This window comes from Mycobacterium sp. 852013-50091_SCH5140682 (assembly GCF_001665685.1).
GTDB lineage: Bacteria > Actinomycetota > Actinomycetes > Mycobacteriales > Mycobacteriaceae > Mycobacterium.
On the sequence record NZ_LZTB01000128.1, the window covers coordinates 1 to 20,623 of the forward strand.

At 63.5% G+C, this 20,623-nt stretch carries 21 protein-coding genes and 1 pseudogene; 7 read left to right on the top strand and 15 right to left on the bottom strand.

Going from position 1 to position 20,623, the window contains the following annotated elements; all coding sequences use genetic code 11:
* Positions 1–1,236, bottom strand: a 1,236-nt coding sequence (locus A5784_RS33895) for an HNH endonuclease signature motif containing protein (RefSeq protein WP_082945255.1), incomplete at its 3' end; no start/stop codon positions are given.
* Between the two features lie 191 nt (positions 1,237–1,427).
* On the opposite strand from A5784_RS33895, the pseudogene A5784_RS38005 reads away from it, so the two are divergent.
* Positions 1,428–2,051 (top strand): annotated as a pseudogene (locus tag A5784_RS38005) (TIGR03857 family LLM class F420-dependent oxidoreductase); the annotation flags it as partial.
* A 55-nt stretch (positions 2,052–2,106) separates the two neighbouring features.
* On the opposite strand, the gene A5784_RS33905 reads toward A5784_RS38005, so the two are convergent.
* The 6 genes from A5784_RS33905 to A5784_RS33930 all read right to left on the bottom strand — a co-directional run bounded on the left by A5784_RS33905 (position 2,107) and on the right by A5784_RS33930 (position 7,929).
* Positions 2,107–2,988: a universal stress protein gene (locus A5784_RS33905; RefSeq protein WP_064949255.1), complete on the bottom strand. Its 882-nt coding sequence runs from the start codon at positions 2,986–2,988 to the stop codon at positions 2,107–2,109.
* A gap of 163 nt (positions 2,989–3,151) precedes the next feature.
* Entirely contained in the window at positions 3,152–3,970 is an 819-nt protein-coding gene (locus A5784_RS33910; protein WP_064949256.1) for a universal stress protein, read from the bottom strand.
* 21 nt (positions 3,971–3,991) lie between these two features.
* Positions 3,992–5,437: a bifunctional lysylphosphatidylglycerol flippase/synthetase MprF gene (locus A5784_RS33915; protein ID WP_082945247.1), complete on the bottom strand. Its 1,446-nt coding sequence runs from the start codon at positions 5,435–5,437 to the stop codon at positions 3,992–3,994.
* Between the two features lie 88 nt (positions 5,438–5,525).
* Entirely contained in the window at positions 5,526–6,173 is a 648-nt protein-coding gene (locus A5784_RS33920) for a response regulator transcription factor (RefSeq protein WP_064949258.1), read from the bottom strand.
* Entirely contained in the window at positions 6,148–6,780 is a 633-nt protein-coding gene (locus A5784_RS33925; protein ID WP_064949259.1) for a universal stress protein, read from the bottom strand. Before A5784_RS33925 ends, A5784_RS33920 begins: the two co-directional genes overlap by 26 nt.
* A 102-nt stretch (positions 6,781–6,882) precedes the next feature.
* A complete protein-coding gene (locus A5784_RS33930) occupies positions 6,883–7,929 on the bottom strand; it encodes a zinc-dependent alcohol dehydrogenase family protein (protein WP_064949260.1) in 1,047 nt (348 codons plus the stop codon).
* A 231-nt stretch (positions 7,930–8,160) separates the two neighbouring features.
* On the opposite strand from A5784_RS33930, the gene A5784_RS33935 reads away from it, so the two are divergent.
* From A5784_RS33935 to A5784_RS33945, 3 genes are all read left to right on the top strand, one after another.
* Positions 8,161–8,760: an Rv1733c family protein gene (locus tag A5784_RS33935; RefSeq protein WP_064949261.1), complete on the top strand. Its 600-nt coding sequence runs from the start codon at positions 8,161–8,163 to the stop codon at positions 8,758–8,760.
* Positions 8,761–8,981: 221 nt separating this feature from the next.
* Entirely contained in the window at positions 8,982–9,779 is a 798-nt protein-coding gene (locus A5784_RS33940) for a universal stress protein (protein WP_064949262.1), read from the top strand.
* 92 nt (positions 9,780–9,871) lie between these two features.
* Positions 9,872–10,882 (top strand): Acg family FMN-binding oxidoreductase, encoded by a 1,011-nt coding sequence (locus A5784_RS33945; RefSeq protein ID WP_064949263.1) that lies wholly within the window; start codon positions 9,872–9,874, stop codon positions 10,880–10,882.
* A 19-nt stretch (positions 10,883–10,901) separates the two neighbouring features.
* On the opposite strand, the gene A5784_RS33950 is transcribed toward A5784_RS33945, so the two are convergent.
* Together A5784_RS33950 and A5784_RS33955 are read right to left on the bottom strand one after the other, a co-directional pair.
* Positions 10,902–11,435, bottom strand: a complete 534-nt coding sequence (locus A5784_RS33950) for a GNAT family N-acetyltransferase (protein ID WP_064949264.1) — start codon at positions 11,433–11,435, stop codon at positions 10,902–10,904.
* A 6-nt stretch (positions 11,436–11,441) separates the two neighbouring features.
* Positions 11,442–12,284 (bottom strand): universal stress protein, encoded by an 843-nt coding sequence (locus A5784_RS33955; RefSeq protein WP_232006355.1) that lies wholly within the window; start codon positions 12,282–12,284, stop codon positions 11,442–11,444.
* Positions 12,285–12,517: 233 nt separating this feature from the next.
* Here A5784_RS33955 and A5784_RS33960 point away from each other — a divergent pair, with 233 nt between their 5' ends.
* Positions 12,518–13,960, top strand: a complete 1,443-nt coding sequence (locus A5784_RS33960; protein WP_064949265.1) for a bifunctional aminoglycoside phosphotransferase/ATP-binding protein — start codon at positions 12,518–12,520, stop codon at positions 13,958–13,960.
* Between the two features lie 22 nt (positions 13,961–13,982).
* Here A5784_RS33960 and A5784_RS33965 read toward each other — a convergent pair whose 3' ends face one another.
* The 6 genes from A5784_RS33965 to A5784_RS33990 are packed head-to-tail and all read right to left on the bottom strand — an operon-like array spanning position 13,983 to position 19,422.
* On the bottom strand, positions 13,983–14,636 hold the full coding sequence (locus tag A5784_RS33965) for a response regulator transcription factor (RefSeq protein WP_064949266.1): 654 nt from the start codon (positions 14,634–14,636) through the stop codon (positions 13,983–13,985).
* Entirely contained in the window at positions 14,630–15,532 is a 903-nt protein-coding gene (locus tag A5784_RS33970; RefSeq protein ID WP_064949267.1) for a universal stress protein, read from the bottom strand. Before A5784_RS33970 ends, A5784_RS33965 begins: the two co-directional genes overlap by 7 nt.
* A 48-nt stretch (positions 15,533–15,580) precedes the next feature.
* Complete coding sequence (locus A5784_RS33975; protein ID WP_064949268.1) at positions 15,581–16,573, bottom strand: Acg family FMN-binding oxidoreductase; 993 nt, start codon at positions 16,571–16,573, stop codon at positions 15,581–15,583.
* 25 nt (positions 16,574–16,598) lie between these two features.
* The gene (locus A5784_RS33980) at positions 16,599–17,594 is read right to left on the bottom strand and encodes an Acg family FMN-binding oxidoreductase (RefSeq protein ID WP_064949269.1); all 996 of its coding nucleotides are present in this window, start codon (positions 17,592–17,594) and stop codon (positions 16,599–16,601) included.
* Positions 17,595–17,610: 16 nt separating this feature from the next.
* On the bottom strand, positions 17,611–18,489 hold the full coding sequence (locus tag A5784_RS33985) for a slipin family protein (protein ID WP_082945248.1): 879 nt from the start codon (positions 18,487–18,489) through the stop codon (positions 17,611–17,613).
* A 51-nt stretch (positions 18,490–18,540) separates the two neighbouring features.
* A complete protein-coding gene (locus A5784_RS33990; RefSeq protein WP_064949270.1) occupies positions 18,541–19,422 on the bottom strand; it encodes a universal stress protein in 882 nt (293 codons plus the stop codon).
* Positions 19,423–19,663: 241 nt separating this feature from the next.
* On the opposite strand from A5784_RS33990, the gene A5784_RS33995 reads away from it, so the two are divergent.
* Both A5784_RS33995 and A5784_RS34000 read left to right on the top strand, forming a co-directional pair.
* Positions 19,664–19,927 (top strand): SHOCT domain-containing protein, encoded by a 264-nt coding sequence (locus A5784_RS33995; protein WP_064949271.1) that lies wholly within the window; start codon positions 19,664–19,666, stop codon positions 19,925–19,927.
* A 5-nt stretch (positions 19,928–19,932) separates the two neighbouring features.
* A complete protein-coding gene (locus tag A5784_RS34000) occupies positions 19,933–20,613 on the top strand; it encodes a hypothetical protein (RefSeq protein WP_064949272.1) in 681 nt (226 codons plus the stop codon).
* Positions 20,614–20,623 lie beyond the last annotated feature (10 nt).

Consider the following 20,623-nt stretch of genomic DNA (forward strand, 5'->3'; position numbering starts at 1 on the left):
TTCCGGTTGGAAGGGTGTGTACCACCACCAATCGGCGCGTTCGCCGGTCGGCCCTCGGTAAGGCGGTACCTGGGGTGGTGGTGTGGTTGGTGGTCGCGCCAGTGATCCGGGATGTAGCTGCTTGCCGGTGGGGTCGGTGACGCTGAGTTGGTGGGCGGGGCCGGTGATGGTGATCCCGCCGTTGTGGTGCAACCGGTGGTGGTACGGGCAGAGCATCACCAGATTGTCGAGGTCGGTGGGGCCGCCGTCCTCCCAGTGCACGAGGTGGTGGGCATACAACCCCCGGGTCGCGCCACAGCCGGGGACGGCGCAGCAGCGATCGCGATACTCCAGGGCTCGGCGTAGCCGCCGGTTGACGGTGCGGGTGGTACGGCCGGCGCCGATGACCTGCCCGTGGCGTTCGAACCACACCTCACAGGTGGCATCACAGGTCAGAAAGCGCCGCTCATCCTCAGACAGAGCGGGGCCCAGATGCAGGGCGGCGACGGGCTTCTCCACATCGACGTGCACGACGACGGTGGTGCGCTGCCCGTGCGGGCGGCGTGCCACGTCGGTATCCCAGCCGGACTCGACGACACTCATGAAGGCATCCACGGTGTCCGGGAACGGCGGCGCCTGCTCCGTCGTCCCACCATCCTCGTCTTCGTGGTCGCGTTTCCACTCTGCGATGAGTGCATCCTGATGGGACTGCATCGCCGCATCAACGGTGGCGGCTTCATCGTGGGGCAGGGTGATCTGGTAAGTGGTGTGATCCTCGCGAACGTCTTTGCGGAATGCGCGTTTGGGTTCCGGGCGCGGCTCCGGTTCCGGGCGGGGTTCCAGTTTCACCGCGGTACGCAACTGAGCCACGGTAGCCACCGCGGCGAGCTCGGCGAAGTGCGCATCGGAGCCATCGGCGGCGCGTTCGGCGATCACCCCGACCTGATCCAGGGACAGGCGGCCCTCGCGCAATCCGTCGACACAGAGCGGGAATTCGTCGAGGCGGCGTGTGACCGTGACCATGATCCCGGCATTGTGCGGGGTGGCGCCGGTTTTCCAGGCCACCAACTCGGCGATGGACCGGGCGCCGGTGGCACCACACAACTCATCGCGTTCGAGTTCGGCGACGATGGCGACGATCCGCCCGTCGATCGCGTTGCGCTGCCCGCACAGTTCCGACAATTCGTCGAGCAACACCTCCAACCGCTGCACAGGGCTCACCCCATCAGCAGCGAAAGATGTTGCGGCCGACGGCATGACCTCATTATTGCAGTCAGGTACGACAAGTTCCGTGCTCGGACAATTCGAAGAACCCCGTGAGATATCCCAGGGCGCAGTTTCGCCGACCTTCCGGCATCGGCCCGCTACTGTAATCGCTACCGTAGCGTCGGTCGTTGGTGGTCAGATTTGGTGGACAGCTGAAAAGATTGTGAACAAAGGGGTTTCGAATGTCAGATCTGGTGCTCGACGAGCTCGGCTACTACCTTTTGGCCGGAGCCGGCGGGGAAGGCCCTGCCACCCTGATGGACGAGGCGCGCCGTGGTGAGCAGCTCGGCTTCGGCACCGCGTTCATCTCCGAACGCTGGAACGTCAAGGAAGCATCCTCGCTCGTCGGCGCCGCTTGCGCCGTCACCGAACGCATGCAGATCGCCACGGCCGCAACCAATCACAACACTCGCCACCCGCTGATCACCGGGTCGTGGGCGACGACCATGCATCGACTCTCGCGCGGGCGCTTCACCCTGGGCATCGGCCGCGGCGTCGCGGCGATGTTCAACGCGTTCGGAGTGCCTGCTGTGACAACCGCGCAGATGGAAGATTTCGCCGCTGTGATGCGCCGGCTTTGGCACGGTGAGGTCGTCTTCAACCACGACGGGCCGATCGGGAAGTACCCGGTGTTGTTTCTCGACCAGGACTTCGACGAGAACATCCGGCTGGCGCTCGTCGCGTTTGGTCCGCAGACTCTCGCGCTCGGTGGCCGGGCATTCGACGACGTCATCCTTCACACTTATTTCACCCCCGAGACGCTGCAGCGGGCTGTGCGCGCCGTCAAGGACGCTGCCGAGCAGGCCGCGATGAGCTCGAGCCGATCGTCAGTGCGTACCGAAGTCGGCGGCCTACGCGACTCTAGCTGCGGACGACGATCACCGGCACCCGCGCAGCTTGCGCGACGGCCGAGCTCACGGATCCAAGAAGCATGCCGGCGAATCCGCCTCGTCCGTGGCTGCCCACGACGACGAGTTGAGCGTGCTGTGACTCGTCGACGAGCCACCGTGCGGGCTGATCGCTGACAGGTCTCCTGTGGACGTTGACATCGGGGTATTTCTCGCCCCAGCCCGCCAGTCGCTCGCCGAGCACTTCGTGGCCCTCGTCTTCGTAACGGCGCCAATCCATACCGAAAATCGGAAACACAGGAACATCGCTCCACGCGTGCAGCGCCACGAGGTCGACGCCGCGCCGCGACGCCTCGTCGAATGCCAACGCGGTTGCCCCCTCAGAGGCGGGCGACCCATCGATACCGAGCAGGACTGGGGAAGTGGCAGCCACAGATGTGGATCCCTGAGCGTGGATCACCGTGACGGGGCAATGCGCATGATGAAGCAAACCGCTGCTGACCGACCCAAGGACGACCCGCTCCACAGCCCCCTTGCCCTGACTACCGACGACGATCATTTGAGCGTGGCTGGACGCGTCGATCAACTCGGAGACGGCGATGCCCGCCCGCACGTCAGTGCAGACGCTCGGTGGCTGAGCATCGCCGAGGCCTGCAAAGAACAGCTTTTGGGCTTGCGTGATGACTTGATGTGCGTTTTCTTGCTGCCACTCGGTGATGGACCCCTGCATGGGCGCGATGGGCCAGCTGACAACCACCGGTTCGATGGCGTGCAGCAGTGTCACCGAGGCTGACCGCATGATCGCTTCGTGCGCGGCCCACTCGACGGCCGCGTTCGACGCAGCCGACCCGTCGACTGCGACAACAATTTTGTATTCGGCTACGTTCGGGCTCATTTCGACCTCTCCTGTCCGGTGCCTGCGATCCGTTGCGCGGTACCCTCGGCAGATGACGTTAGGCCGCAGCCAACCTGAACAGACAGGGCCGTAAGTCCATCCGTATGTCGTCGGCAGTCACCGGGCGCGGTGACCAACGGCCGCATTCCCATTGAGATGTCGGTTACGGACGCACGATGAGGACTGAGCATTCGGCGTAGCTGGTAAGCGAACGAGAATGCGGCCCTACGATATTGGCTACCTCGGTCGCATCGGTGGAGGGGAGGACGACCATGTCGACCGACTCGGTATGCTCCGCCAAAAACTGGCAGATGCCTGCCGCACCGGCAGTGATATGGATCCTTACACCGGGATGACGCTGCTGCCACCGTGCCGTGCGGCGGTCCAGTTCGTCGTAGGGGGTGTCGCCGAAATCGCGTTGCCAGACCCCCACGGCCAAGACGGAGCGTCCACGCAGGGCAGCTTCAGCGACAGCAGCGCCGATGACATGGTCATCGCCGTCGAACGCGCCGACTGGCACCGCGATCATCCCCGCGTCGGACGATTGCCGAGACGGGTGACTCCGGATGACTGCCACGGGGCAATGTGCATGTTCGGCGACAGAAGTGGCGGTAGATCCGAACAGCGACTTGGCGATCCGGCCGATGCCGCTGGATCCAACGCAGATCATGGCTGCGTGTCGCGACTCCTCGATCAGATTGGTGCCCGGACTGCCTTGTAGCACAGCTGATTCGACTTTCACGGATCGTCCTGTGTCATCGATGGCTGCCCGTACTGACCTCAAGCCCGTCTGGGCATATTCCTGATTCATGCGCCACTCGTCGCCGATGGCATCGCTGCCTACGCGATCGATGGACGACACCAGCCTCAGTGGGACGTCCCGCGCCGCGGCTTCGTCGATCGCCCACAGCGCTGCGTGCAGAGCAGCGGCAGACCCGTCGATCCCGACGACCACCGGGTAGCTGTCGCTCGATGTGGCCATTGATGTCTCCTGCCGATTGTGTCAGGTCGTGCTTTTTGGGGTGACGATTCCAGGTACCGGCTGTCGGTCGCGGTGGGGCGTGAATTCCACTGCGAGCAGGATCGCCGCGGCGGAAATGAGGTGGGTCAGCGGAATCAGCACATATCTTTCTTCGCCCAGGGCGTCGAACTTGTGCAGGTAGTGGTAGAGCGATTCCAGTTTGATGAATCGGTCGAGAAGATGTGCCAGGACGCGTAGTGCCCGCGCTGTCGTGCTGCTCGACTCGCGGGCGAAGAGGTCAGGAAACGGTGCGAATGCCAGAGAAACCCGCTGTACGCCACGAGCTTTTGCCCAGGCGATCATGTCGACGCTGAGCCGTTCATCGATTCCGTTGGGTGCGTCGGGGCGGCGCCACGGCAGGTCCAGACTGAGATCTGTATCGGCGCCGGTGCTGGCGTACCGCTGAAAGCCTTGTATCCGGCCACTATGGTCTCGGGCGATAATCAACCACACGCCTGGGAAATGCCCGGACAAGGTACCGCCCAGCATCATCGCGAACCCGCGTTCTGCGCCGACGGCCTTGTGTGAGCTGACCATCACCTCGTGCAGTTCGTCGTGCAGTCGCGGATCTAGTGCGTTCTCGGCGACGACTTCTGTTGTCACGCCCGCGTTGCGAGTGCGCTGTACGGCCTGGCGGAGGTTGCGCTTGCGTCGTCCTGTGAGATTGAATCCGGCGACGTCGATCACGACGTCGCGACCGATCGGTACCGACCAAAGGTGGCTTCCTGTTCCAGAATGGTTCCGCCACAACGCCAAATGCGATGCTGACGCCCCGAGCACCACGATCCGCCACCCGCGGCTTCGGCAGAGTGAGCCCAATTCGTCGACTACTTCGCCGTAGCGGGCGGAATTTCCTATAGGGTCGCCGCCGACCACGGCGAATCCGCCGACCGCACGGTACGCGATTGCAGCCGTCGCATCCGCACTGAATACGTAGCTCTTGTCGGTCGCCATGGCGAACGCTGCCAGTGGATCGCCTTCGGTGACTCTCACCAGTGGCCACACCCGCGGCAACGCGTCGGGTTCCGGTCGTGATCGGGTAGGGCACACCAGCAGGACTGCTGATACCACGATTCCCACGGTTGCCGCGCCGGTGTAGCCGTGCGACTCGACGAGGAGAGCCAACGCCAGTACCACCGATGCCAGGCCTGCATGGGCGGCTGTCACGGGACGGCCGAGCCTCAATCCGCGTCCGATCACCGCGATCCCGATCACCGCTGCCAGCACTTCAGGGACTACCGGCCTCGGCAGACCGAGGACGTGCGGATCGGCATGCCAGGCGGCGAAACCCGCTGCGGCGGCGCCAGTCACAACGGCGACACAGATCACCACCGGCGCCCTACTGTTCGAACGGATGCCCGAGTGCCTGTCGGCGGAGTCGGACGGCACACTGCGGGCATGGGTAGGGGGCTGACCAGATAGCTTCATGGCGCCTCCCTGTAGCCGGCGTGTCAATCGCAGACACTCTTATCCTTTCGATGCCGGCCCGACGCGTCGAGGGTCCAAAGGCCCCATTTCAGTCGCGTTGACGTGACCGATGATCCAGCTGTGACGCAAACACTGCGGCCTGGGTACGTCGCTGCATCCCGAGCTTCGACAGCAACCGGGACACGTAATTTTTCACCGTCTTCTCTGCCAAGAACATTCGGTCGGCGATCTGCTTGTTGGTCAGGCCTTCACCGAGCAGCTCCAACAGCTCACGCTCTTGCTCCGTGAGTGCGGACAGGGGATCTCGGTGCTGCGCCGTTTCGCGAAGCTTGTCCATCAGTGCCGCGGCCGCCCGGTTGTCGAGCAGGGATCGTCCGGCGCCGACCGTCTTGATCGCTTCGGCAAGCGCCATTCCCTTGATGTCCTTGATCACGTAGCCGCTGGCACCGGCCAGAATGGCACTGAGCATTGCTTCGTCGGAGGTGTAAGAGGTCAGCATCAGACACTTCAAATCAGATAGGCACGCCAACAGGTCCCGGCAGAGTTCAATGCCGCTCCCGTCGGGAAGACTCACGTCGAGGACCGCGACATCAGGCCGCAGTGCGGGGATCTGGGCCATCGCCTGAGCTACCGTGCCGGCTTCACCGACGATATCGAGTTCAGGATCGGCGCTGAGCAGCCCGACCAGGCCACGTCGTACGACCTCGTGGTCATCGACAAGGAATACCCTCACCATGGCAGTGCACCTTCCTGGCTCTCGTCACTGCGACGGGCCGAGGCTGGGGACAAATGAGCCCGGGGCAGCCGCGGAGTTCGGCCTCGTCGGCGGCGACAGTCAGAACGTGCCCGCTGTCGGCGGTGCCGTCGACAGCGGGCACGATGCGCGCGGTGGGGGTATACGGTCCGGAATCACTGCCGATGACCGCCACCGGACACCCAGCCGCGGCTGACACTGCCGTGGCGGTTGAACCAGCACGCTGGTCACCCACCGCGTGGGTGACCCCAAACGATCCGACACAGAGCATGTCGGCCGATTCCGACGCGTGGAGCAAAACGTCTGCCGGCTCGCCATGGACTACCGCCCATTCGATCGACACGGGTTTCTCCGTCGACTCCAGTGCAATCCGCGCTTGGCGGATGGCGATATCGGCGCGTGCCAAATCGCGTGAGGCTTCTTGACCGTCAAACTCATCGCGGTTGCGCGGTTGTACGACATAGATCAATCTCAGCGGAACGCTGCGGCTGAGGGCCTCATCGACTGCCCATAATGCGGCATTCAGCGCCCAGCGTGACCCGTCGATACCGACGACGATGCCCTGCGCGGATCGCGATGTTGATTCCATATCCAAACTCCCAGAATGATCAGGTCTGTTCGGCATTGACGCTAATGCGGCGACCGACTGAGCGGCAGGGCCAAAAGTCCCTCGTGCGCGGTCATGGTCGGCTCAGTGATGTCTCGTCAGAACGACTTTTAACGCACCGGTTTCGCCGGGTGTGCTGAATACGCGGTAGGCGTCTTCGAACTCATCCAGGGAAAACCGGTGAGTGATCATCGGGGCGACATCAATCTGGCGATTGGCGACCAGGTCGATCAGCGTGGGGGTGGCGTGGGTGTCGACCAAACCTGTCGTGATGGTCAGGTTCTTGTCCCAGATGTCTTCCAGGTGAAGGGTTGCGGGTGCACCATGGACGCCGACGTTGGCGACGCGTCCTCCCGGACGGACGAGTTGCACCGCTTGTTCGAAAGTCGCCGGTGTCCCGACGGCTTCGATCGTGACGTCGGCTCCGAGGCCGTCGGTCATTTGCGCCACGAGGCCGCGTACGGACTGTCTCTCGGCGTTGATGACGGTGTCGGCGCCGAACTTGAGCGCTGCTTCCAGTCGTGAGTCGGCGATGTCGATGACGATCACGTGCTTTGGGCTGTACAACCGGGCTGTCATGATCGCAGCCAGACCGATGGGGCCTGCGCCGATGATGGCCACGGTGTCTCCAGGTCGTACGCCGGCAGCGAGGATCCCGACCTCGTATGAGGTGGGCAGAATATCGGCGAGCATGACCATTTCTTCGTCGGTGACGCCCTGGGGTAGCCGGTAGGTCGAATTGTCAGCGAATGGCACCCGGACGTACTCGGCCTGGGTTCCGTCGATACGGTGCCCCAGGATCCAGCCGCCTCCGCCGAGGCATTGCCCGTATTGTCCATCTCGGCAGTACCGGCAACTGCCGCATGCGCTGATGCACGACACCAGGATCCGGTCACCAGGAGCGATGGTGCGCACCGCAGGACCGATCTCGGTCACCGTGCCCACCGCTTCGTGACCGAGAATCCGGCCCCGCTCCACCTCCGGCACATCACCTTTGAGAATGTGCAGGTCGGTCCCGCAGATAGTGACCGCATCGACGCGGATCACCGCGTCGGTGTCGTCGAGAATCTTGGGCTGCGGAGCGTCGGTCCAGGAGGGCATTCCCGGACCGGTATAGATCAACGCCTTCACGATGCGCTACCTCCTTGGGGGATCGGATGATTGGCATCTTGGTGGAATTTCACCGTGCCGCGCAGCGGCCGTGCGACCCCGAGGTAGGGGACTAAAGACCTCAGTCCTACGTGGACGATGACGATAGACATGCCTGGCGAGGACGTTGGGCTCTGCCGCAGAGATGTCGGGTCGGCGGATTCTGATGACCGGCGCGCCTTGGCTGGCGCAGCGTCTCGTGAGGAGGCTGTCATGGACGAATACACCTGGAGTGCAAAGCCGTACCTCCTGTCCAGATACGTCGGCCGACATCCTTTGGTACGTCGGAGCGACCGGCTAGAAGCGTGGGTCATCCTGATCGCTTCGCTCGTGGTCGTGCTGACGGTTCCTTTCGCCGCGGCGATCGGCACCGCGACACATGATCGACAGCTGCAAGTCGCACTACAGCAGGCCGCCGAGCGGCACACCGCCGTCGCCACGGTGACGGACGGCAGTACTCTTGTGACACAGCCGGGCCGGGTGACTTTCGGGACACCGGTGCGCTGGTCGGCGGGTCCTGGAGTGCACACGGGCTGGCTCGAGGGCGTCGACCGGTTGAAACCAGGCGATCGAGCAACGGTGTGGGTCAACGATTTCGGTGAACAGGTAGGCCCTCCGCTGTCACGTGGACAGGCCACGACGATGGCGATCGCCAGCGCGGCGCTGGCGTGGCTTGTGGTCGTCGCAGTGTTGTCCGCGGCCGTACGGGTGGTGCGGTGGCATCTTGACCGGAGCAGGTATGCGGAATGGACGCGGGAGTGGCAGCTGCTAGACCGCGACGGCAACGGGCGTCGAGAGAACCGTCGCCCTTAGTTGGACATGTCCAAAAGTGTTCCGGACGACGACCTTTGGCTCTATTACCGCATGGCTTGCGGTGGTCCGATTGCTGAAAGGACCAACAGGTTTGAATCTGGCACGACTCGAATCGAGGACGACGTGAATGGCGTTCAGCAAGCTCAGACCTGGCGAGGCGCAGCGCCGCCCGCCACGGATACCACGCGCGACTTGCCGCGGGCCGCGTGAGGGCCGGACCGATGACTATTACAACGCACACGGGGCCGATCGTTGTCGGCGTCGACGGCTCGACATCGGCGGAATACGCGGCGTTATGGGCGGCGAAGGAAGCGGCCGTTCGAAACACCGTGCTGCGTCTCATATATGTCGCGGACTGCGACGACATCAAGATCGAACAGGCGATGGACGAGGCCCGAACGGTCCTACACCGCGCGTGGGAAGCGGTCACCGATACCGGTGCCGGGGTCAAGCTCGAATCCGAGATCGTCTTCGGTGAGCCGGTGGATTGCTTGGTCGGGGCTTCGCGTGGGGCGTCGATGGTGTGTGTCGGTGCCGGTGAGGGACGCGGCGCAACGTCGGCCGCGCTGGCCACGCAGGCGGCAGGGCCGGTCGCGGTCATCCGACGTCGCACGCCAGAACCTCTGGGCCTCCGCAAGTGGATTGTCGTCGTGCTCGACGAAACCGACTCCGCTCTCGATGCATTACGCGCCGCCATGCGCGAGGCCAGCCTCCGCGATGCCCCGGTCCTGGTGCTGGAATCGTGGTCGCATAGGCGTCAGGCCGACGCAGGCAATACGGAGCGCCATCCTGTGCGGACCGTACTCGAGGAGTATTTGACCGGGCCGGGGGTGACCGACGTCCAAGTGTCCACCTTGCCCATGCCGACCCACTTGCTGCACCTGTTGCACCAATGCGTCAGCATCGACCAGCTGTTGGTCGTCGCTGCTGATCATCGTGTGCTGGTCGAGGAACTGACCGGTCCAGGCGCTCGCGAGATTCTGCGGGGAACGGATTGCTCGTTGCTCTTCACGCGTTGACAGGTCATGAAAAGTCGGGACTTGTTGCTCTATCTGGAAGTTCACAGCCGACAGATAGTGAATACGACGATCCAGATAGAAGGTACCCAGAGATGAATGCCCATTTTCCTGATAGCGAAACGGTCCGCGCAGCGTTGTCGCTCGCGAATCGCGCACCGTCCGTCCACAATTCGCAGCCGTGGCGGTGGCGGGTGGGACCACAGAGCATCCATCTGTATTCCGACACATCGAAGCACTTGCCGCATACCGATCCCGACTGTCGCGACCTCATTGTCAGTTGTGGCACGGCACTCAACCATTGTGTCATCGCGCTCGCTGCACTCGGCTGGCAGTCGAAAGTCAGCTACCTGCCGAATCCTGCCGATCCGGATCACCTGGCATCGATCCAGCCTCATCCGCTTCAGCCGGGGCCGGTCGATATCGCACTGGCGGCGGCGATTCCGCGTCGGCGCACCGATCGCCGCCATTACAGTTCGTGGACGGTTCCGCCGGGTGACATCGCGGTGATGGGATCTCGCGCTGCTCGGATGGGAGTCACCATGCGCCGAGTGGACGTCACGGCGAACTTTCACGCTCTGCTTGCCTCGGCTGTCCGCCAGCATCTCGGCGATGCCGAGTATTTGACCGAGTTGACGCAGTGGAGCGGCAGATACGCAGCTACCGCCGGCGTCCCCGCGCGGAACACTCCCGAATCCGACCCAGCCGACGCAATACCTGCGCGGTTGTTCGCCGGCCCTGTGTTGGCACAGTCGCCAGATGGCACCGATCACCGCGACGGTGCGACAGTGCTGGCACTGGGGACCGCCACGGACGGCGTGGTGCACCGGCTGCGAGCCGGCGAGGCGACGAGCATGATCTTGCTCACTGCTACAGCTGCGGGATTGTCGAGTTGCCCCATCACCGAACCGTTAGAGATCGCGGCAAGTCGCGAGAGCATCCGCAAAGGCGTGTTCGACGGCGAAAGCTACCCACAGATGCTATTGCGTATCGGTTGGGCACCGGTGAACGCTGACCCGCTGCCTGCGACGCCCCGCCGGCCGTTAGAGGAGATTGTGACTCGGCTGGACGGGTCTCCGTTCGAGCGCGGGGCGCCGCTCGAATAGAAGCTGCACAGCAAGTCGGCTATCGGAGGTTGTCGAGGTCGATGTCGATACTGAGCACGCCTGCATCGTTGTGACGCGTCGTCGGCCAGCCGGCATCGGAGATGACCCGGCACATCGCGCGATTCTCGGCGAGTATGTCGGCAATAAAGTGATGTTGGCCCGCGTTGCGAGCCAGGTGGCCGAGGGCACGCAAGAGTGCCGTGCCCACGCCGCGCTCGTGCTGGTCGTGTGCCACCACCACCGCAACCTCGGCGTAGCCCGGCTGATCCATCTGGGCGTAATTGGCGACCCCGATCAGCTCACCGGCTTCGAACGCGCCAAGCGCGACCATTCCGGCTGCCGGCGCGGTCAGCGACAGCGCCCACTCGCCGATGTAAGCGGGATGGGCGGTGAAAAACCGCATATAGCGTTCCCGCTCGTCCAGTGTCAGCGCCAGCGCCACTACCGCGTCGTAGTCATCCGTGTTCAGGCGCCGGATCGTAACGGCCGTACCGTCCAGAAGCGTAGCGTCTCTGGTGAAGTCGTCTGCGGTGCTGACTTTGTCGATTGCCATGGCGCGTCAGCGCACCACCATAACCGAGCATTCCAGGTGCGAGGTGAATGGTCGGTCATGAGGTCCGATGATCCGGGGGAGGTCGGCAATGTCATGCGATCCCATCACGACGAGCTGGACAAGCTCTGTTCCGTTGTCTGCCAAGAAGTCGGGCACACCCGACCTGGTCGATACGGGATAAATGTGGACATCCGGATGCCTTCGACGCCATTTCGCCACACGGTATTCGAGCTCTTCGGCGGGTACACCGACAGCCGCATCACACCACACTCCTAGCGCAAGAACCGGTGCGTTCCGCAGTTGGGCTTCGTCGATGCTACGTGCCACTACGAGATCATTGTCAGCTCGATCATCTATCCCGACCACGATCCAATCAGTCGGAGCCGAAGCTGGAGTCGATGTGCGGCGTCGGACAACGACAGTAGTGCAATGCGCGTTTTCGGCGAGTTCTGCGGCGGTCGACCCCAGCAGTCGGCGTGCGAGAAACCCCATGCCGACCGATCCGACGCAGACCATCGCTGCCGAACGTGACTCGTCGACCAGCGCGGCAGCGGGAGATCCCCACCGGATATCCGTTTCCACCTTGACCGTCCTGTCGGTCGCCTCGATAGCCGATGACGCAGCACGCAAAGCGCTTTCACCGTAATGCAGCTCAGGACGATAGACGTCGATGGGAATCGACGGCTCAAGGGGAACCCCGGTGACGTGTACGAGGCGCAGCGGCACATCGCGGTGGACAGCCTCATCGACTGCCCACACTGCGGCAGCCACGGCAGCTTGCGATCCGTCTACGCCGACCACGACAGGCCCGACGTCGGTTGCAGTCGTCATTGTGGCTCCTTCGGTCATGGTGGCCGCACCATCGTTATGGATGAACCGTAGGACGTTGGCCATGTGGAGGTCTGGAGGCTTTGGTCAATCCGGTACGGAGCAAAGGTCCTTTTGCCGGTGCCACCTGGCGCGCCTGTTTAGACGAACCCGGGACCGCAGGACTTTGGACTCTGTGACTCCCACAGCCGGGTGCGGGATCGTGGATGGTGTTCGGACAACAGTGACGGCCGGACTGAGGTAAGGGCGGGCGGATGAACTCAGAGATTTGCGAAACCCACACCGGTCTGGTGGTTTTGGTGGGGGACCGGGCGTACAAGGTCAAGAAACCGATAGTGACGGATTTCCTCGACTTCCGTTCGGTCGAACGACGCGAGCAGGTCTGTGCTCGGGAGGTTGAGCTCAACAGAAGGCTGGCCCCAGACAGCTACCTCGGCGTCGGGCATTTTGACAACGCCGGACACGGTGCTGCTGAACCCGTGATCATCATGCGCCGTTACGCTGACTCGGTGCGGCTGGCGACCATGGTCGTTGCCGGCGAGCCGGTAGAGGAACACCTCGCGCGCATCGCCGAGATTCTTGCCCGGTTCCACGATCACGCCGAAAGATCTTCTGTGATCGATGCGTGCGGAACGGCTGCCAAGATCACCGAGCTGTGGCAGGAAAACTTGACCGAGCTGCGACGTTACGGTGGCACCGTTCTAACCGAGGAGACGATCGCCGAGGTAACCACGCTGGCGACCCGGTTCCTGTCGGGCAGGACGGCTCTGTTCGCGGCGCGCATCGCCGAACGACATATCGTCGACGGTCATGGCGATCTGCGGGCTGATGACATCTTCTGCCTGCCCGATGGGCCGGCCCTGCTCGACTGTCTGGAGTTCGATGACCGGTTGCGCTATCTCGACGGTGTCGACGACGCGGCGTTCCTCGTGATGGACCTGGAGTTTCTGGGCCGTGAGGACCTGGCCAAGAAATTCCAGTTCCAGTATGTGCGGCTGACCGCGGATTCAGCATCGAAGTCTCTGTGGCATCTCTACATCAGCTACCGCGCCGTGGTTCGTGCGAAAGTGGACTGCATCAGATTCGATCAAGGCATCACCGATGCGCGGACTGATGCGCAGCGCCATCTCGACATAGCGCTGGCGCACCTACGGGCGGGGACTGTGCGGCTGATCCTGGTCGGCGGAGGCCCGGGCACCGGCAAGACCACGCTGGCGCGTGCTCTCTCGGAGCGCGTCGAGGCCGAGGTGATATCGACCGACGACGTGCGACGTGAATTGCTCGCATCGGGCGCGATCCAGGGTTCAGAAGGCGTCTTCGAACGCGGACTCTATCTGGCAGACAACGTAAATGCTGTATACGACCAGGTGCTGCGGCGTGCTGCAGTCGCCTTGGCCCACGGACGAACCGCCATCCTTGACGGTACCTGGCGCAACCCGGATCATCGGCGGCGAGCGCGTGAGATCGCCGATGAATATTCCTGTCCGACAATAGAGCTCGTCTGCTCAACGCCGCTTCCGGAAGCGATGGATCGGATCAGCCGGCGATCGGGAGGAGCCTCCGATGCCACGCCGGCTATCGCTGCCGCGATGGCCGACGATGAGTACGCGTGGAGCGGAGCCCATCGAATCGACACCACCCGCAGCATTGCCGAATCCGTTCGCGAATCCTACGAGTTCTGCTGTCAGGAGTGCTGATACGGCTCAGAACGCCTCGCGGTTATTCGTGGCGCGTTCCGTGATGGTCACGGTCGAATTTGGAGATGAACACCGCCGCCTGGGTTCGCCGTTCCATGCCCAGCTTGGCCAACAACCTGGAAACGTAGTTCTTGACCGTTTTCTCGGCAAGGAACATCCGCGCGGCGATCTGTTTGTTGGTAAGGCCCTCACCGAGGAGTTCGAGCAGGACGTGTTCCTGGTCGCTCAGCTCCGACAACGGATCGTTGTGCTCGGCGAGTCCCCGTAACTTGGTCATGAGTGCCGTTGCGGCCCGGTTGTCGAGCAACGATCGTCCCGCAGCAACTTCCTTGATGGCATTGGCCAGTTCCATACCCTTGATGTCCTTGACGACGTATCCGCTGGCACCAGCCAAGATGGCATCGATCATCGCCTCCTCAGAGGTGTACGACGTCAACATCAGACACCGCAGCTCGGGAAACTGCGACAGCAGATCTCGACACAGCTCGATACCGTTGCCATCGGGTAATCGCACGTCCAGGACAGCGACGTCGGGTTTCAGTGCCGGGATCCGCGCGAGCGCCTGAGCGACCGAACCCGCTTCGCCGACAACCTCGAGTCCCTCGTCGGCGCCCAGCAGTTCGATCAGTCCGCGGCGGACGATTTCATGGTCGTCGACGAGGAAGACCTTTACCATGCGACACGCTCCCTACGGCCGTGACCATTGGTTTCACTCACAGAATACGTCCCGGACCCGCAGATCAACACAGAACAGCCTGCGTCGTGTAATGCGCTGCTTCCGCGAGCGGCGACCATTTCCCTGACTCCTGAGCCGCGTTCCCGTGCCACAACCAGGAGTTGGATCGCATTGATGTTCTTCGCCAGATAGCTCAGGGTGTTGCCGTGCAGCGCCACCGCCCGCACGTCGACCTCGGGGTACACCTTGCGCCAGTGCGAGAGCCGGCGTTCGAGTTCTGCTTTGGCCAGGCGGTCGCCACGGGCTGTCGCACAGCTGTCATGGATATCGGTGTAGTGGGACTGCCGGGCGGTGAGAACCCGTAGTGGCGCTTTGCGCAATCTCGCCTCCTCCAGCCCCAGACGCAGCGGGTCGTCGTCGAGGCGTGAAGCATCCAGTTCGACGGCAACACAGCGCTGCTGCGTTTCGACTGTTTGCCGAATGATGGCAAGCGGACACGGTGTCGTGCCCGCCAAAGCGGCCGGTAACGCGCCGATGCGACCGCTTTGGAGTCGCCCCATGCCCGTCGCGCCCACACAGATCATCGCTGCGTTTTCGGCGGCGACACGCAGAGCCCGCTCTGGGTGGTCGATCAGGACCTCGACCTGCAGCTTCACAGGCCGGCCCGTCGACTCGATCGCGGCGACTGCATCGTCGGTCGCGATCTCGGCCATCGCAAATGCGCCGGCGCCGTACTCATTCCTGGAGGGGTGGTCGGGATCGATGGCGTACACCAGCCGCAGTGGAATGCCAGCGCCGACCGCCTCGTCCACCGACCACAGGGCAGCTGCCACGGCCGACGGCGAGCCGTCGATACCGACGACAACCGCATCCGCTGGGTTGGAGCGTTCCTCCATCGGTACCTCCGTTGCACCCCTGAGTGGCCGAGTTCGTCGCAGATCAGGTCATCGGACGTCGGTACGGACCTCCAGAACGTCATCGATCGGCAGCCGAGGGGTCGCCGGCGGGATGTCATCCAAGGTCGGCGCGAGGCCTACGCGGATAAGAACCTGTGGCGTGGCCGACTGGCCGATCAATGTCGCCACGACCTGCCGACTGGCGGGCAGTTCGGTGATGTGCGTCAGCGTGCAGGTTGCCAGCCCGGCGAGGGTCGCGTCGAGCAACACGGCGGAGAGGATTTCGCCGCACTGCAACATCGCGCAGTGGGTGTCGTCGTAGGTCGACAGCACCATGATCTTGGAGTGGTCCTCGGCCACGTCACGACGTCGCTCGCGATGATGGGTGGCGGGGAAGGATCGTCCCACGTCGACCCGTTCGCTCTCCGCCGCCGAGACCAGGGAACTGTGCGGAATGCCCTGCCGCGCAGAGAAATCAGAAGTCCACCACGCTAGCTCTGAATGGTACGACGAGTCGTACAGGCGAAGCGACTCTGTTAGCTGTGAGGCGTTGGCAAGCTCAGGGCGGAGGTGGTCGTCCACCACGTCGATGCGCACGAGCTCGGCGTTCACACTCGAGCCCAGGCGCGGCCCAACTGATTCCCAATCCGGCGGCGCTGCGAACGGCAGCCGATCGGTTCGTCGTAGCAGTATGGCGTCGGCTCGGCGCCGGTGACCGTCGGTCACGAATCCGAGCGGGCTGAAATCGACGGAAGCCAGGTGATGAAGATCGTTCGGGTTGGGGAATCGATCCACATTGGCGCGCCACCCGGCGGCAGCCATGGCCACCCGGAAATGATCGAGAACCGCGCCGCAGCCGATCAGCGCCTCCCGACCTGAAGTGTCGGCGTGCCGGGGGGCACGGTCTGGGTCGACAAAGAGCTCCACGGTTCGGCCCACGGCGACCCATCGCCACGGCTGGCTGTTGTGAAGCGATGGCGCACGGCAGGCCAACATCACCGCATCCCTGATGATCTGGGTATCGACCATGACGTCGCGCATCACAAACCTCGCCTTTTCTGTGCAGTCAACGGACGTGGAGAATGTCGTTGACGGCGCGCCGCGGTGTCCGGCCCGGCACCGGATTGGTTTCGAGTCCGAGGCCAACCCGGACGAGCACCTGTGGCTCGGCGTTTCGGCCAGTGATCCCGCGCAACATCTCCCGGCTGTCGTGCACCTCGATCATGTGCGTCAGCGGGCACGTCGCGAAGCCTGCTGCCGTGCATTCCAGCAGCACCCTTGACAGCGCTTCGCCGCAACGCAAGGTGTTCTCGCGGCTGTCATCAAACGACGACAGGACCAAGACCTTGGAATGGTCGCTGTCTGCCTTTGGTCGTCGGTCACCGACTCCGTAGGTAGGGAAGTCGCGCGCGATATCGACATGCGACGCTTCGGCGGTAGACGGCAGCGCCTCGGTGGGCAAGCCGTCATCCACTCGGGAATGCCCTGCCCACCAGAGTAATTCGTACCGATACGAGGCGTCCGTGCGGCGGTAGTGTTCGGTGCGCCGCGACACATCGGCAAGGGCCGGTCGTCCGCTGTCGTCGATGATGTCGAGGCTGATTCCAGTGCCATCGACCACCGTGTCCAGCAAGCGGTGCAGCTCCACCCATGGTTCGGGCGCTGCGAAGGCCAGCCGATCGGTGCGTCGCGCCAAAATCGCCTCACCCAGGGCCCGTTCATGTTCAGTCACGGCATCAGCGCGGTGAAAGCTGATCGACGCCAGGTAATCCTGATCTCGTTGATCGGGGCATCTGTCGACGAGCGAGTGCCAGCGGTAAAACGCGGCGGCCACCTGGAGGTGATCAAGTATCGCACCACAGCTGAGGATCACCTCGCGCCCCGTGCTGTCGGTATGCAACCCTACTCGGCCGTGGTCGGCGAACAGACGTAGCGTGCCGGCCTCATAGTCGCATCGCCACGGCTGGCTGTTGTGCAGCGACGGTGCACGGCAGGCTAATCCGACTATCGCAGTCAGGTCTGTCGTCCCGAATGCCGCGTGCTCGATGGTTTGACCGGTCATCGGTGTGATCTCCTTGTCAGGACGCCGAGAGCGAGTTTTCCCGCTCGTTGGCCAGCGTCGCCGTGCTCAATTCCTGGCCGCTACGTGCGTAGTGCGCATAGCTGCTAGGTTGACCTGTCGCCGAGTGGGATTCGTGAGCCAGGAATGCGGTCAGTTCGCCGATCGCGCTCATGAGCGGTGCGGGGAAGACGACCGTGGTGTTCTTCTCGACTCCCAGCTCGGCAAGTGTCTGCAGGTTGCGCAGCTGCAGAGCCAATGGGTGGCGCATCATCGTGTCCGAGGCCTCGCCGAGCGCGGCGGCCGCGCGGGCTTCGCCTTCGGCAGCAATGATTTTGGCACGCTTCTCACGCTCGGCCTCGGCTTCTCGAGCCATGGCCCGCTTCATGCTGTCAGGCAGTTGGATGTCTTTGAGCTCGACCAAAGTCACCTCCACCCCCCAGACCAGAGTCGTGGTGTCGAGGATCTCGCGAATATTGCCGTTGATCATCGATGTCTCGGCCAGAACCTCGTCAAGCGAGTGCTGCCCCACTACGTTTCGGAGCGTGGTCTGGGCGATCTGGTCGATCGCGGACGAGACATTCTCGATCGTCACCACCGCTTTGCGCGCATCGACCACCCGGTAATAGGCGACTGCGGCGATGTCGACGCTCACGTTGTCTTTGGTGATGATGCCCTGGGACTGGATCGGCATCGTCACAATCCGCAAGGACACCCGCCACAGCCGGTCGATGACCGGGATGATCAGCCGTAGTCCCGGTTCTCGGACGGCTATTACCCGGCCCAGCCGAAAGTGCACTCCGCGTTCGTACTGCTTGATGACGCGAATAGACGAAATAAGCAGTGCTACAACGGCAATAGCCAGAATGACCATTGCGCCGAGAGCGGCGTTATTCATGACCCAACTTCCTCACTTGCGAAAACTCTGCCGTTCGACGAGTCGCCCGCGTCAGTCCTGACGGGCGACGATCACGGGGATGTGGGCTCCGTGTACCACCGCGGAGCCGACCGATCCGAGGAGCATGCCAGCGAATCCGCCTCGCCCATGGCTTCCGACCACGATCAGCTGGGCCGACTCGGACTGTGCCAGCAGCGCAGCGATCGAGTCGTCGCGCACCACCATCCTCCGTACGACAACGTCCGGATAGCGTTCTTGCCAGCCCGCCAGACGTTGGGCCAGCGTTTCGTCTGCGCTGGCACAGACGTTGGCCCACGGTAGCGGCAGCTCGCCCGGCCATTCCGCATCGATCCAGGCGTGCACGGCCACCAGTTCGACGTTGCGCCAGGAGGCCTCATCGAACGCCAGTGCCGTAGCGGCTTCCGATGCCGGTGAACCGTCGATACCCACGACGACGGGCGCGTGCCTGCGTTCGGGCGGCAATTGATCACGGACGACGGCAACCGGGCAGTGCGCGTGATGCACCATTGCGGTGCTGACGGATCCGAGCGCCCCGCGAGCCAGCGCGCGTCGGCCGTGCGAGCCGACCACGATGATCGCGAATTGCTTGGTGAGATCGCGAAGCACCGGCACGACCGGACCACAGGGTGTCTCGGTCTGGATCCGCAACGAGTCGCCGGCGGGGGTTTCGCGCGCGACGCGAATCGCGTCTTGGATCATTCGTCGCGCTTCTTCTTCCTGCCACTCGCCGAACTCCTCGGGTAGCGGGCTGCCGATCATGCCGACCGGTGACCAGTCTGCGGTCAGCGGGCTGATCACATGCACGATAGTCAGCTGTGCATCGCGCATCACCGCTTCTCGGGCTGCCCAGCGCACGGCCACATCGCCCTGCGACGAGCCGTCTACGGCAACGAGAATCCCTTCGTGAGACATGGGTTTTCTCCCTTGTTGAGGCTTCGAGCGAAATACGCCTGTACAAGGGAGCCTAGGTATCGACCCCGGTCAATTCGTGGGCCTTTGGTCCTCAACCCATGCGGACAAAGGTCAGGGAACGCGTCAGGGGACTGTTGGGGCACGATTGCGGACCAAAGCCTCTACGTCACCGATCAGGGCCGGCGGATCGTGTGGGCTAGGCGAACTGGCGTTGTTGACTGCGTACGAAGGGAGCGGTGCGATGTGCGGCTGGGACGGTAACGGATGGATGTGGAACGGTGGTTTGGGCTGGATCATGACCGCCGCGGTGTTCACAATGCTGTTCGCGGTGGTGATCACCGGCATCGTGCTCGGCGTGCGCTACCTGGCCAGTGGGCGCCATGGCGGACCGGGTGCGCCGCAGGGCCGCGCGGCCGAAGACGTTCTCGGAGAACGCCTGGCCAGCGGTGAAATCGACGACAACGAATACCGGCAGCGGATGGCAACGCTGCGTGAGCACCGCTGATCGCCATGCGTACGCACCGTGCCCGGCTGGCGCTCGCCATTGCGGCAGCATCGGTCATCTTTGGCTTCACCGCCACGGTGGTCGTACACGCGGTCGCGTGGGTTGCCGGGCCAGCATCGCGGGCCCAAGGAGCCGCATTTCTCAAGGGTTCGGCGATGTGGCACCAATATCCTGCTGCCGCACTGTGTTCCGCGCCGGCACTTCCAGGCACCGTCGTCGATGTCAATCTCACTGACATGGGATCGATGATGGGCCCGGTGACCCGCGGAATGATGGGTCGAGCCGGGATGATGGGCCCGCGCATGATGCCCGGCATGGCCATGATGCGAATCCTGGTTTATCCCAGCCCGATCCCGATGGGCCAGGTGTCGTTACGGGTCGTCAACACCGGCGGTCTGAGTCACGAGCTGGTCGTGGTGCCACTGGCACCAGGGAAGCTGCCCGGACAACGGCCGAGCGGTCCCGATGGTCGCGTCGACGAATCCGACAGCCTCGGCGAGGTATCCCGGACATGCGGGCCAGACAAGGGTGACGAACAGTCACCCGATTTCGGCATCGTCCCCCAAGCTTCCGGCTGGACCACCCTGACCCTGGCACCCGGACGTTATGAGCTGATCTGCAACATCGCGGGCCACTACGTGGCTGGAATGTTCGCCGAACTCGACGTCACCGGCGTGTCCAAGTAAGCCGACTGTG